Source organism: Streptococcus constellatus subsp. constellatus (genome assembly GCF_023167545.1).
Lineage (GTDB): Bacteria > Bacillota > Bacilli > Lactobacillales > Streptococcaceae > Streptococcus > Streptococcus constellatus.
In genome coordinates, this window is sequence record NZ_AP014647.1 from 1234135 (window position 1) to 1247217 (window position 13083).

At 37.9% G+C, this 13083-nt stretch carries 13 protein-coding genes; 1 reads left to right on the plus strand and 12 read right to left on the minus strand.

The window, feature by feature from the left end; genetic code table 11:
* Nucleotides 1–8 precede the first annotated feature (8 nt).
* The 12 genes from pheA to SCSC_RS06065 all read right to left on the minus strand — a co-directional run bounded on the left by pheA (nt 9) and on the right by SCSC_RS06065 (nt 10656).
* Entirely contained in the window at nt 9–842 is an 834-nt protein-coding gene (pheA, locus tag SCSC_RS06010) for a prephenate dehydratase (protein ID WP_003068585.1), read from the minus strand.
* Complete coding sequence (locus SCSC_RS06015; RefSeq protein WP_003068583.1) at nt 839–1315, minus strand: shikimate kinase; 477 nt, start codon at nt 1313–1315, stop codon at nt 839–841. Before SCSC_RS06015 ends, pheA begins: the two co-directional genes overlap by 4 nt.
* Nucleotides 1308–2591, minus strand: coding sequence for a 3-phosphoshikimate 1-carboxyvinyltransferase (aroA, locus tag SCSC_RS06020; RefSeq protein ID WP_006268480.1), 1284 nt, complete (start codon nt 2589–2591; stop codon nt 1308–1310). The genes SCSC_RS06015 and aroA overlap by 8 nt, the downstream gene beginning before the upstream one ends.
* 425 nt (nt 2592–3016) lie before the next feature.
* Nucleotides 3017–3355 carry a YlbF/YmcA family competence regulator gene (locus tag SCSC_RS06025; protein WP_003073067.1) on the minus strand — a complete coding sequence of 113 codons (339 nt, stop codon included), beginning with the start codon at nt 3353–3355 and terminating at the stop codon, nt 3017–3019.
* Nucleotides 3356–3366: 11 nt separating this feature from the next.
* A complete protein-coding gene (locus SCSC_RS06030; protein WP_006269693.1) occupies nt 3367–4473 on the minus strand; it encodes a prephenate dehydrogenase in 1107 nt (368 codons plus the stop codon).
* 10 nt (nt 4474–4483) lie between these two features.
* Nucleotides 4484–4864 carry a DUF1634 domain-containing protein gene (locus SCSC_RS06035; protein WP_003068576.1) on the minus strand — a complete coding sequence of 127 codons (381 nt, stop codon included), beginning with the start codon at nt 4862–4864 and terminating at the stop codon, nt 4484–4486.
* A complete protein-coding gene (locus tag SCSC_RS06040) occupies nt 4861–5697 on the minus strand; it encodes a sulfite exporter TauE/SafE family protein (RefSeq protein ID WP_006269624.1) in 837 nt (278 codons plus the stop codon). Before SCSC_RS06040 ends, SCSC_RS06035 begins: the two co-directional genes overlap by 4 nt.
* On the minus strand, nt 5697–6863 hold the full coding sequence (aroC, locus tag SCSC_RS06045) for a chorismate synthase (RefSeq protein ID WP_006269609.1): 1167 nt from the start codon (nt 6861–6863) through the stop codon (nt 5697–5699). The genes SCSC_RS06040 and aroC overlap by 1 nt, the downstream gene beginning before the upstream one ends.
* 33 nt (nt 6864–6896) lie before the next feature.
* Nucleotides 6897–7964, minus strand: a complete 1068-nt coding sequence (gene aroB / locus SCSC_RS06050; RefSeq protein WP_003068568.1) for a 3-dehydroquinate synthase — start codon at nt 7962–7964, stop codon at nt 6897–6899.
* 10 nt (nt 7965–7974) lie between these two features.
* A complete protein-coding gene (locus tag SCSC_RS06055) occupies nt 7975–8829 on the minus strand; it encodes a shikimate dehydrogenase (RefSeq protein WP_006269679.1) in 855 nt (284 codons plus the stop codon).
* Nucleotides 8819–9496: a type I 3-dehydroquinate dehydratase gene (gene aroD, locus SCSC_RS06060; RefSeq protein ID WP_006269671.1), complete on the minus strand. Its 678-nt coding sequence runs from the start codon at nt 9494–9496 to the stop codon at nt 8819–8821. The genes SCSC_RS06055 and aroD overlap by 11 nt, the downstream gene beginning before the upstream one ends.
* Nucleotides 9493–10656 (minus strand): class I SAM-dependent rRNA methyltransferase, encoded by a 1164-nt coding sequence (locus SCSC_RS06065; protein WP_006269646.1) that lies wholly within the window; start codon nt 10654–10656, stop codon nt 9493–9495. The genes aroD and SCSC_RS06065 overlap by 4 nt, the downstream gene beginning before the upstream one ends.
* 245 nt (nt 10657–10901) lie before the next feature.
* Here SCSC_RS06065 and SCSC_RS06070 point away from each other — a divergent pair, with 245 nt between their 5' ends.
* Nucleotides 10902–13073, plus strand: a complete 2172-nt coding sequence (locus SCSC_RS06070) for an LTA synthase family protein (protein ID WP_020997944.1) — start codon at nt 10902–10904, stop codon at nt 13071–13073.
* Nucleotides 13074–13083: the final 10 nt, after the last annotated feature.

Below are 13083 nucleotides of genomic sequence, written 5' to 3' on the forward strand. Positions count from 1 at the left end.
TCTCCAATCTACTTTTCTGAAATGGTATAAACAGTATAATTTCCTAAAATTTTATAAGTAATACCAATTGTTTCTAACTCTTTTATCGCAAATGATACCAAATTCGCTTTTTCATTATTGATATCCACAATGAAAAAATATTCTCCCAAGGCTGTCTTCAATGGACGGCTTTCAATCTTTGTCAAATCAATTCCCCGCCATGCAAAAGTTGCAAGGGCTTTGTATAAAGCACCAGGTAGATTATCTGGCAAAGTTAAAGCGAGCGTCATTTTCTTTTCCTTCGGATACAATGGCAAATCCGAGATTGACTGTCCAAGCAACCAAAAACGAGTGAAATTCTCATCCATTTCTTGAATATCCTCTGCAATAATCTGCAAATCATATTCACTGGCTGCAGTTTTAGGAGCAATGGCTGCATAATTTTCTTCAGGATGTTGAGCCACAAAACGGGCTGCATAAGCTGTGCTAGCTGTTATTTCGATTTTAGCTTGTGGATAATGCTGACGGATATATTTTTTGCCTTGCGCAATTGCCTGCGGATGAGAAAAGATTTTTTCTACTGGCTTATCAGTTGCTGTGACCAATAGCTGTTGTTGTATCGGTTGCACAACTTCCGCCACAGCATAAATGGCAGCCTGATGAAAAAGATAATCCAATGTTTCATGGACACTGCCTTCAATTGAATTTTCAACCGGCACCACAGAATAATCTACTTCACCTGTCTCATAAGCCTTTACAACTTCTGTGATATTTTCAAAAGCAACTAAAGTATCTGCTGGAAAGGCTTCTTGTGCCACATGATGAGAAAAAGACCCTTTCGGACCTAAAAATCCAATTTTCATTGCAACACCTCCACAATTTGTTTCGGTGTCAAAGTAGTCACATCAATAACTTTTGTAGCTACTTCTTCATACCAAGCCTGACGTTGATTAAAAAGACTTTTTAAATCAGCTTTGCTATTGTTCAAATAAAGCGGGCGCTGGTGTTTCTGATCTTCTTCAAGGCGCTGGTAAAGTGTCTCAAAATCCGTTTTCAAATAAATGTTTTCAGGATTTTGTTTTAATAACTTGCGATTTTGAATACTGCTTACGATTCCGCCACCGGTTGAGATGACTTGTTCTGACTGCAGCAATTCTTTTAATAATTCACTTTCTCTTTGTCGAAAAGCTTCTTCACCATACCGCTCAAAATATTCTTTAATCGGCATCTCTAGTTTTTCTGACAAAAACTCATCCATATCAATAAAATTCTCATCTAACAAGCTAGCAATTGTTGATTTTCCAGCCCCCATGAAACCAATCAAAATTTTAGGCATGAAGTAAATCCTCCAAATCATGAAAGAAATTCGGATAACTCGTATTGATAGCTTCGGCTCGTTCCAGTTCTACTTGATCGTCGTTTACCAAAAGAGCTGCAATAGCTGCCATCATACCAATTCGATGATCGCCAAATGTATTCACTTTAGCACCATGAAGAGGGCTTTTCCCTTTGATGATCATGCCATCCTCTGTCGGAGTAATATCGGCTCCCATGCTATTTAGTGTATCTGCCACAACTTGAATACGGTCTGTTTCTTTTACTTTTAGTTCCTCTGCATCACGAATCACCGTTTGCCCCTTAGCTTGAGTAGCTAAAAGTGCAATGATGGGCAATTCATCAATCAAGCGTGGGATAATTTCTCCACTAATTTCTATGCCAACTAATTCAGATGTTTCCACCGTCATAGTTGCAGACTTAGCAATATTGTCTACATCCGCCACACTTAACTTCCCACCCATTGCTTGAATGACATCCAAAATACCAGTCCGCGTTTCATTGATTCCAACATTTTTCAAAATAATCTTAGAATTTGGAACAATAAGTCCTGCCACCAACCAGAAAGCTGCACTAGAAATATCTCCTGGTATTACAACATTCTGTCCTATAAACTCTTGTCCACCCTGAATACGAATTTCCTTATCATTGATAAAAATCTGACCACCAAACTGCTCAATCATATCTTCTGTATGGTTGCGGGTCATCTCTTTTTCGAGAATGACGGATTCACCTCGAGCTTGCAAAGCAGCAAATATCAAAGCAGACTTAACCTGAGCAGAAGCTACAGGTAATGTATAATGAATTGGTTGTAAGGTCTTATTTCCATGAATCGTAAGCGGCGGCAGGTCACGATTGGTTTGCCCAGCGATTTGGACTCCCATTTGACGGAGAGGAATTGTTACACGATCCATAGGACGTTTCGATAAACTATCATCGCCAACCATTGTTGCTGCAAAATCCTGTCCAGCTAGTACGCCCGAAATCAAGCGCATGGAGGTACCAGAATTTCCCATGTTCAGTGTGTTTGTCGGGGCTTTAAGGCCAGCAAAGCCCACCCCGTGAATCGTTACTACATTGCCATCATCGTCAATCTGAACACCTAAATCGCGAAAGACTTGCATGGTGGATAGAACATCTTCCCCTCGCAAAATATCATGAATCGTTGTGACTCCTTTAGCTAAACTACCAAATATAATTGAGCGATGACTAATAGACTTATCCCCTGGCACATGAATGCACCCTGCTAACCCACTTGCCTTTGTTCGTAATTGCATAGAAAACCTCATACCTGATCCTTTTTACATATTGTACCATAAAAAAAGGAGGGAAACAAAAGTGAGTGGGAGAAGACTTCATTTCTTCAGATTCTACTTGCCCTCAACCTCTTAAGACAATAAACTTTCTAAAAATTTTTGCTCGATGAATGGTGCAGAACGAGTTAAGTTGAACTTGTTCCAGACAGAATTCCCTCACATCCTACAATGGCTGGATACCTCAAATAGGTATCTCATGGTTGATAATATATTGAAAATTTGTCCAGTAGATATAATTCATTATACTCAGAAATCATTAAAAAACAAGCATTTTCCAAAAACATGCAGAAAATTCACATATTTCTGGAAGACACTTGTTTTACAAAGTTTCTTCTTATCCAAAAAAGCTGATTCAAAATTTGAATCAGCCAACCTGTGTATATTTTTTATTTTAGCAATTCTTGAACTGGATCAAAAATGATACGTTCAATGTCCGCCAAGTAAATAGATAATTGCTGTTGTTTGTTGAAAAATTCAGTCAGAGCAGGATTTACTTGAATTTTTTCCCCAAAGGATTTCATCTTATCTTGTACTTCTTGCGTGGGCATTTGACCTGATTGTGCCATCGCTTGCAATTCTTGTTGAAAAGCTAGATAATCCTTTAAAAGAGCTTTCGCTTCACTATCAGCATCTACTGCTTTTTTACTTTCGACAACAGCTTTGTACTCAGGAAGGTCACGCAGAGTACGGCTAAGTTCATTTGCTAAATCATAAATATTTGACATAGTCTTCCTCCTTAATCTAAAAAGACTGGATAATGTGTCTTTTCTCTTATTATTTTAGCAGATTTTTCCAAATCTTCACGATTTTTAAAGGTGATTTGGAGAATTCCGTTAATGTCTTCACGATTTTCTTCGTTGATGTGAATGTTAACAATGGACGTTCCTCTTAGAAGTTCTAGGATACCTAAAATAGCATCTTCTTCATCAGGAACATTGATGAAAATGTCATAAAAGCTATCCACACCAGCTCGTTTATGAATTTCCATAGCTTTTCGGACTTGCCGCCCATGTTGAAAAAATTTCCAAATTAGATCTTCATTTTTATTCTGAATAGCACTTGAAATGATATCTAATCGCTTCTTAAAATCCTCTATTCTCTCTAAAATAGCATCTGGATTGGTCAACAAAATCGAAGTCCACATGCTTGGCTCACTCTCTGCAATCCGTGTCATATCACGAAAGCCTCCAGCAGCGAAATGTTGTGTCATTTCGTGCTGTTGAGTATATGCAGCTGCCTGATCCATAAGGCTCGAAGCTAGAATATGCGGAAAATGACTAATTTGGCTAGTTACATCATCATGCTCTTTGGCATCAATCTCGATAAACCGAGCATGCAAACCCGATAAGAGATCTTTCATTTCCTCTATCGTGCCATCTTTCGTCAAATGAGACGGAGTAAAAATATAATAGGCATTTTCAAACAGATTCACATCTGCTGCACGAGCCCCCGTTTTATGACTACCTGCCATAGGATGCGCACCTACAAATCGGATATCTTTCTCCCTTAGAGCTTCTTCAGCAGCAGTTACAATTTCAGCTTTGGTAGAGCCTACATCTGAGATAATAACAGCTTTTTTTAAATCTAAAGTGGCTAATTGTCGGATAAACTCAATGGTTTGCTTGATAGGGATAGCAAGAATAATCACATCTGCCAGAGGAGCAAATTCAGCAAACTGGTTGGTCACTTTATCCACTAAGCCTTTTTCAAGGGCGATCTTTCTTGACTCTTTTCCACGATTATAGCCTAATATGATATAGTTTGGATGACCACGTCGAATTCCAAGTGCGATTGATGATCCAATCAAACCAAGACCTGCAATGTAAATAACTTTCTTTTCCATGCTCACTCCTTTACTTTGGTTCAATGATAAACCCTAGAACAATCGACACCAAAATAATAATCATAACAATCGCTGTGAAAATCATATACATTTTATCTTTTGTTTTCAAAAAAATGATAAATGTCGAAATCACTCGAAAAATTGGTGTCAAAATAAGCATAAAAGATCCTAGTAACATAAACGTTACTGCATCAAAAATGGAATGGCTCTTCACGTAGTCAACTGGATTAAACTGTTCTAAATTTCCTAAAGAAATCACCTGCTGCCCACTAAAAAAGTAAAAAATCAGACCAAGGAACATAAAAAGAAGGGACAGTAAAATTCCTATGCGAAGAATTTTCCCCATTACCAAATCCAGCTGCTCTTTTTCTTCTCGCATCTTATCTGTCATTTCATACCTCGTATAAACATTTGCATACCAAGAGCTAACAAAGCAACAAGAAAAATCCACCGCAAAACTTTTACAGGCACATATGGCATGATGCGGCTTCCGATAAAAGAGCCGACTAGAACACCTAAGGCGATTGGTGTCACTAATACCGGATTGATTTGTCCTACAAAAAGATAAAAGATGGCTGAAGCAGTTCCTGTAACTCCCATCATAAAATTAGCGGTTGCTGAACTAGCTTTTAAAGGCATTTTCATCACCGTATCCATAGCCAAGACTTTAAAGGCACCTGCACCAATGCCTAAGAGAGCCGACATAACGCCTGCAAAAAACATAACAACGGAACCACCTGAAACATTAGCTACTTGGTATTTAATCGTCCGATTTAAGCCTTTATCAAAATATTCCCCACTGAGATTTAGTTTTTCAGCAATAGCATCATTTTGACTAGGTAAATGCTCTTCTTTTTTAGAACGAATTTTCTGGTACATATTAAATGCTTGAAAGAGCATAAGAGCTCCATAAAGTAAAAAAAGAAACTGTGAATCTATTATCACTGATAACACCGCACCTACAAAGGCGCCTAAAGTTGTAAAAATTTCTAAAAACATAGCAATCCGTAGATTGAGCATATCATCTTTAAGATAAGCAATAGCAGAGCCTGAACTAGTTGCTAAAACTGCAATAATAGAGGCTCCCACCGCATACTTAATATCTACTTCAAATAAGAGAGTGAGTACAGGCGTGATAACAATTCCGCCTCCAAGTCCTAATAAAGCCCCCAAAATCCCCGCAAACAGTCCTACGAGTAACATGGTACAAATATAAGTAAGCATTAAAAACCTTTCACATAATCACGGTATTGTTGAACTGCTTCTTTTAATTCGTCTAGGTTATCCGAAGAAAATTTCTCCAAGATCTCCGTTGCAAGTACTGTTGCAACAACAGCTTCCATTACTACACCAGCAGCTGGCAAAGCAGTTGGATCACTCCGTTCTACTGTTGCCTTGTAAGGTTTGTGTGTTTCAATATCAACACTCATAAGTGGTTTATAGAGAGTTGGTATCGGCTTCATCACTCCGCGTACTATGATAGGCTCCCCGTTAGTCATGCCACCCTCAAAACCACCAAGATTATTGGTACGACGAGTAAAGCCATCCTCTTTAGACCAGAGTATTTCATCCATAACCTGACTGCCCTTAAGCCGCCCTGCTTCAAAACCAACCCCAAATTCCACACCTTTAAATGCATTAATAGAAACTACTCCTTGAGCAATTTTAGCATCTAATTTCCTATCCCACTGAACATAAGAACCTAGTCCAACTGGCACACCACCAACAATGGTTTCAACAATTCCGCCAATAGTATCGCCATCTTTCTTTATCTGATCAATATAGGCTCTGATTTCCTCTTCCCGTTCTGGGTTGACAATCGAAACTTCTGATTGACGAGCTCGCTTCTTGATTTCAGCAACAGTCAAATTTTCCGGAATTTCAACATCAATACCGCCAAAACTTACAATATGACTGGCTACTTCAACTCCAATTTCTTCTAAGAGTCGCTTAGCAACAGCTCCTACTGCAACCCGCATGGTCGTTTCACGTGCAGAAGATCGCTCCAAAGAATTGCGCAAGTCATCAAAACGGTACTTCATACCTCCAACCAGATCTGCATGACCCGGGCGTGGCTTGGTAATCTTACGCAGTTCTTTTTTTTTATCGTTCACATCTGCCACATCCATAATGTCCAACCATTTTTGATGATCCAGATTCGTCACATTGAGTGTAATCGGCCCGCCCATGGTTCGCCCGTGACGAACACCGGAAGTAATTTCCACTTTATCACTCTCTATCTTCATGCGAGCTCCACGACCGTATCCGCCCTGACGGCGTTTGAGTTCTAAATTGATGTAATCTGTCGTAAGAGGAAGTCCAGCTGGTACTCCCTCAATGATAGCTGTTAAACGCGGCCCATGTGACTCCCCAGCAGTTAAATATCTCATTTAGTTACCTCGTATTTTATATACACTAAGCTATTATTTTTCTAAATAATCCTTCATTTCTTCTAAAGGAATCTGATAAATAGTTGCCGTGCCCAATTTTGGAACAAGAACCAATTTAATCATCTTTCCTCTAGCTTTCTTATCATGAAGTAAAGCTTGATAGAGTTCTTCCTGACGCCAAGGTTGGTAATCAGTCGGGAGACCAAACTTACAACACATCTTCTCAATCTCTGTGGTTATTCCCTTAGGCATTAGTTTTTCTTTTTCTGCCACGCGCGCAACCTGGACCATTCCAATAGAAACAGCTTCTCCATGCATGACTTTTCCATAACCTGCAGTCGCTTCTACTGCATGACCAATAGTATGCCCAAAATTTAGATAAAGACGCACTCCATTATCAAGTTCATCTTCTACTACTAATTTTCGTTTGACATTGCAAGAATGATAGATGATACTTTCTGCGTGCTCTAAAATAGACTCTGGACTACCGTCCATATCAGCCAGTTCCTTCCACAACTCTACATCTTCAATCAAACCATACTTGATAACTTCTCCCATACCTTCAATCAGCTCCCGTTGTCCCAAAGTTTTTAAAACATCTGGATCAATCAGAACTCCATCTGGCTGAGTAAAAGTTCCCACCATGTTCTTTGCCCACGGTGTATTGACACCCGTTTTCCCACCGATTGAAGAATCTACTTGAGCAGTCAAACTAGTCGGTATCTGTACAAAATGAACACCCCGCATATAAGTTGAAGCTGCAAAACCAGCTAAATCACCAACCACGCCACCTCCTAAGGCTACAATACCATCGCTACGGGTCAATCCAACTTTTGCTAAAAATTCATAAACGTTAGTAACTGTTGTTAAATTTTTACTGGCTTCACCTTCCAGAAAATTAAACACAAATACTTCAAAACCTGCAAGCTCTAAACTACGTTTGACTGTTTCGGCATATAGACTTGCCACATGATTATCAGTGATAACAACAAGCTTTTGAGCTGACCACAAACTTGCCAGCCATTCTCCAGCCTTTGCTAAAATCCCCTTTTCAATGATAATATCGTAAGGATGATTGGGGAGGTTCACATTTAATTTCATAGGCAACTCCTTAATTGTACTTCTGTTCCAATGCCTGCCAAATTTCCTTAGTTGGCATATCTTTTCCTGTCCACAATTTAAATGCTTCTGCGGCTTGATACAGTAGCATACCTAAACCATTAACGACTTGCACATTTTGTTTTTTTGCCCATTTTAAAAATGGTGTTTCAAATGGCTGATAAATCACATCCGCCACAAGGAGTGATTTTGATAAACGAATAGTGCTAGGTACGGGGGATGTCTTTTCGTCCATCCCTAGACTGGTCCCATTGACCAACAAAGCGGAAGCATTAAGCTTTTCTTGCAATAATTCTCTTTGTTCTAATGGTAACACTGAAATTTTCGTGCTAGCTGCCTGCTGAATTTGTTTCATTTGCTGTAAAACACGCTCAAAAGAAGTTTTCCTCGTAAACACAAAAATCTCATCAGCACCTTCTAAAACAGCTTGTACAATAATGGCTGTTGCAGCTCCACCAGACCCAAGTATAAGCATTTTTTTGCCTTTGATGACAAAAGATGGCAAGCTCATAAAAAATCCCTTACCATCTGTATTATAACCAATTAATTTCCCGTTTTGATTTACGACAGTATTCACTGCCCCTATCATCTGTGCAGCCGGTGTGAGCTCATCTAAAAAAGGAATCACAGCTTGTTTATAGGGCATGGACAAATTAATTCCAAACATATTATAGCGGCGAATATTTTCAACAGTCGTTTTCAAGTCATCTTCTGAAATTTCCCAAGCTAGATAAACTCCATTAACGCCCGCTTGCTCAAATGCTGCATTATGAATAAAAGGAGAAATACTATGTTTGATTGGATTGGCAACAACTGCCGCTAAACGAGTATAGCCGTCAATTTTCATTCAAAATCTCCTGAATTTGTTTCATATTAGCAAGAGAAATTTGCCCTAGAGCACTAGACTCATCTAAACTAGCAAAAGACCAGCTTGAGCCTGTCAAATCCGTTGTTATTCGTGAAATTTTTCCAATTTGTCCCATAGAAATCGTCACAAAATCCTGATCTGGATTCAATGTTTTAAAGCCACGCGTATAGTTCATCAAATCCAGTACATCTTGCTCACTATGCGCCATAACAGAAACTTTTACTACTTTTGGAGTCAAACTGGTCAATTCGGATAAAATTTCCATCATATTTTCAGGCGTTTCTTCAAAATTGTGATAACTCAAAACAAGATTTGGAAAATCCAACATTTCCTCAAATCTATCTTTATGAGAAAAATATTCAAAATCAATATAATCAGGTTGATATATTGTTGAAACTTCCTTAATGATAGAAATATATTCATCATCCGTTAATTCAATCTTTCCACCCTCCCCAATTGTTCTCAGAGTGAAAATCAATTCACGACCAGCAAATTTTTCAAAAATAGCAGGCGCAACAGTCAGAATATCATCTTTTGCTAAAAAATCAGCGCGCCATTCAATAATATCCGCGTCATTATAGCGCAAACTATCAATATTTTGCGCTTCTTCTAAATTTTTAGGCATCACTGATACGACTAATTTCATTTGTCCACCTTAATGGTAAATACCTTGAGGTAATTACTTCTTTCATCTTTCTTATTATAAGTAAAATCTGCTGGCAAACCGTATTCTTTCAGATAACGGTGCTTGCTTCCTGCAAAACCTTTTTCAATTTCTTTTTTAAACTTACTACGTGAAATATTTGCGGCATTCGTACTAGCAATAATCATTCCGTGAGGATTTAAAATTTCTAAAGACTGAGCAATCAACTTATGATAGTCCTTAGCCACTGAAAAAGTTTGTTTTTTATTTCTTGCAAAACTCGGCGGGTCTAAAACAATCACATCATAGGTCAGACCATGTCGCTTTGCATATTTAAAGTAGTCAAACGCATCCATCACAAAAAATGTATGATGACTCAGATCCAAACCATTCTCTTTAAAATGTGCTTCAGATAGCTCACGACTCCGTTTTGCTAAATCGACAGAGGTCGTCTGACTTGCTCCTCCCATGGCTGCCGCAACCGAAAAAGCTGCCGTGTAAGAAAACATATTTAATAGAGACTTGCCAGTTGCTAGACCATTTGTCAGGCTACCACGAACCTCATGCTGGTCAAGGAAAATTCCTGTCATCAAGCCATCGTTTAGAAAGACTTGATACCGAACACCATTTTCCAAAATTGGGAAAAATGTTGGTGCTTCTTGCCCATAAACATGAGCGGATTCAACATTCAACCCTTTGAAACGAATTTTCTCATACGCTCCTGCAACTTCTGGGAAAACGTGTTGAAACGCTTGAACAACGGTCTCTTTCATTTCGTAAACAAAGAGATTATACCAAGAAAAGACAGCATAATCTTGATACAAATCTATTGTAAAACCGCCAAATCCATCTCCTTCTTGGTTAAAAAGACGGTAAGCTGTCGTCTCTTCAGATTGTTGATAAACTTGTCGTTTTTCTTTAGCATATTGGAATAGCTGACAGAAAAACGAGACATCTAAAGTTACTTTCTTATGTGAAATAAACCACCCAATCCCTTTGTTTTGCTCCGATAAGTATCCGATGCCTATAAATTGTCCTTTTGTATTTGCCAATTCTACGGCTTGATCATGAAAAGGAAGAGAAGGGAAATCTTGTTTTTCTAAAACAAATTGTCCTTTTTTTATCTTTTTTTCGGTGTAAGAAGGAATCGTAAGCTGTTTCATAAACTCTATTATATCAAATGTTATGAATTTTCTCAAAAAAATGTACTGCTTATTACAAAATGATTGCAAGAAAATGGTGATTTGTAAAACTTCTATTTATTTTCAGTATATAAAAGTTCTACTCTGTTTTTTATCTGATAAAAGCAAATGCGACATTTTAAATTACCTACTTAAAACGAAAATATGTTATACTTAATAGTGAAAATTTTAGGAAATAAGACAAGGAAGTACAATTTGTGAAAAATATGACTAGGAAGATACTCAACTTCATGAGTACAAGACTAGGTTTTGTCTTGACCTTACTGACTCTTTATTGGCTTAAAACCATGTGGGCCTATTCTGTTGATTTTAATCTTGATATTCAAGGTGCATATCAAGTCTTTCTCGCTATGATCAATCCTATCCCATTAGGGTTGTTATTAATTGGGCTAGCGCTTTACATTAAGAAAACCAAGATTTTTTATATTCTAGCCTTTTCTCTTTACACTTTATTGTTTGTCTGGCTCATTTCAAACTCCATCTATTATCGAGAGTTTAGTGATTTTGTCACTGTCAATACTATGCTGGCTTCAAGCAGTGTTTCTGCTGGTCTAGGAGAAGCTGCGCTTGAATTATTTAGAGTGAGTGATTTGATTTACATCATTGATTTTCCAATTTTAGGTTTTCTTTTTTATAAAAAATGGATTCGATTGGATGACCGTTCTTTTAATAAGCGAGCTAGCTTTGCCATTACCGCACTATCTAGTATGCTCTTTTCTGCCAACCTCTTTTTGGCAGAAATTGACCGACCTGAATTGTTAACGCGCGGTTTTTCAAATTACTATGTTGTCCGTGCATTGGGCTTACCTGCTTTTCTTGGGTATAGCGCCAATCAAACATACAGTGCCAATAAAGAACGCTCCAAAGCAAGTGCAAATGATTTGAAGCCTGTTGAAGAATATGTCAAGTCACACTATGCGGAGCCAAATAAAGAATATTATGGTATTGCTAAAGGAAGAAATGTCATCTACCTTCACTTAGAAAGTTTCCAACAATTCCTGATTGATTATAAATTGAAATCTGAGGGTAAAGAATATGAAGTAACACCTTTCCTTAACTCACTTTACCATTCAAATTCAACTTTATCCTTCTCCAATATCTTTAATCAAGTCAAAGCTGGGAAGACTTCTGATGCCGAAACCATGTTAGAAACTGGATTATTTGGACTCAATCAAGGTTCTTACATGGTAAACTATGGTGGAACAAACACGCAGCAAGCTGCTCCATACATCCTTTCAAAAAACGGTTATAATTCTAGTGCTGTTTTCCATGGAAATGCTGGTAGCTTCTGGAATCGAAATACCACCTACAAACAATGGGGATATAATTATTTCTTTGATGCAGCTTATTTCTCCAAACAAAATAAGACCAACTCTTTCCAATATGGTCTGAATGATAAGATTATGTTCAAAGATTCCATTAAATATCTTGAACATTTGCAACAACCTTTCTATGCAAAATATATCACCGTTTCTAATCACTATCCTTACACTACTAGTTTGATTGGTGATGAGACTGGCTTCCCGCTTGCGACAACAAAAGATGAAACCATTAACGGCTATTTTGCAACAGCAAATTATCTGGATTCTGCGGTTAAATCATTCTTTGATTATTTGAAAGCGTCTGGACTTTATGAAAATTCCATCATCGTACTGTACGGAGATCACTACGGTATTTCAAATTCTCGCAATCCATCACTTGCACCACTACTTGGCAAAAACTCTGAAACTTGGTCTAGTTATGATAACGCTATGCTCCAAAGAGTTCCTTACATGGTAGTGATTCCTGGAATGACAAAAGGAAAAATTGTCAATACTTACGGAGGACAGATTGACCTCTTACCTACTTTGGAACATTTGCTCGGTATTGACTCCAAACAATACTTACAAGTTGGACAAGACTTATTGTCACCCAAACATCAACAAACTGTTGCCTTTCGTTCATCAAATTATTTCGTGACTCCTAAGTATACAAGCTACAGTGGACGTACTTACTATACTGAAACAGGGCAAGAAATTACCAATCCTGATGAAACAACCAAAGCGGAACTTGAAAAAATTCGCAACACAACTAATGAACAGTTGAAGATGAGTGACTTGATTCAAACAGGAGACTTGCTTCGCTTCTACAAAGGAAATAATTTAGGAAAAGTGAATCCTAAAGACTATTCTTACACTAATTCACTTAAATCATTATTGTCCATTGAGAAGAAAAAAGACACCGAATCTACAAGTCTTTATAGCAAACGCGGTGGAAATTCAACTGTTGATTTGTTCAATTCACCAAGTTATCGAGCTCTTCATCCGGAACAATTTGAATCAACCAGTAGTAACAGTTCTTCCTCATCGACAGAAGAATCAAGCTCTTCATCTAAATAATTAAAAATCC

What these genes read in the sequence shown, in the direction of transcription:
- aroD (WP_006269671.1), bottom strand. Translation starts at nt 9,496, where the DNA reads ATGAAATTAGTCGTATCAGTGATGCCTAAAAATTTAGAAGAAGCGCAA.
- SCSC_RS06015 (WP_003068583.1), bottom strand. Translation starts at nt 1,315, where the DNA reads ATGCCTAAAATTTTGATTGGTTTCATGGGGGCTGGAAAATCAACAATT.
- SCSC_RS06065 (WP_006269646.1), bottom strand. Translation starts at nt 10,656, where the DNA reads ATGAAACAGCTTACGATTCCTTCTTACACCGAAAAAAAGATAAAAAAA.
- aroC (WP_006269609.1), bottom strand. Translation starts at nt 6,863, where the DNA reads ATGAGATATTTAACTGCTGGGGAGTCACATGGGCCGCGTTTAACAGCT.
- aroA (WP_006268480.1), bottom strand. Translation starts at nt 2,591, where the DNA reads ATGCAATTACGAACAAAGGCAAGTGGGTTAGCAGGGTGCATTCATGTG.
- SCSC_RS06070 (WP_020997944.1), top strand. Translation starts at nt 10,902, where the DNA reads ATGACTAGGAAGATACTCAACTTCATGAGTACAAGACTAGGTTTTGTC.
- SCSC_RS06040 (WP_006269624.1), bottom strand. Translation starts at nt 5,697, where the DNA reads ATGCTTACTTATATTTGTACCATGTTACTCGTAGGACTGTTTGCGGGG.
- SCSC_RS06055 (WP_006269679.1), bottom strand. Translation starts at nt 8,829, where the DNA reads ATGAAAATTGACGGCTATACTCGTTTAGCGGCAGTTGTTGCCAATCCA.
- pheA (WP_003068585.1), bottom strand. Translation starts at nt 842, where the DNA reads ATGAAAATTGGATTTTTAGGTCCGAAAGGGTCTTTTTCTCATCATGTG.
- SCSC_RS06025 (WP_003073067.1), bottom strand. Translation starts at nt 3,355, where the DNA reads ATGTCAAATATTTATGATTTAGCAAATGAACTTAGCCGTACTCTGCGT.
- aroB (WP_003068568.1), bottom strand. Translation starts at nt 7,964, where the DNA reads ATGAAATTAAATGTGAACCTCCCCAATCATCCTTACGATATTATCATT.
- SCSC_RS06030 (WP_006269693.1), bottom strand. Translation starts at nt 4,473, where the DNA reads ATGGAAAAGAAAGTTATTTACATTGCAGGTCTTGGTTTGATTGGATCA.
- SCSC_RS06035 (WP_003068576.1), bottom strand. Translation starts at nt 4,864, where the DNA reads ATGACAGATAAGATGCGAGAAGAAAAAGAGCAGCTGGATTTGGTAATG.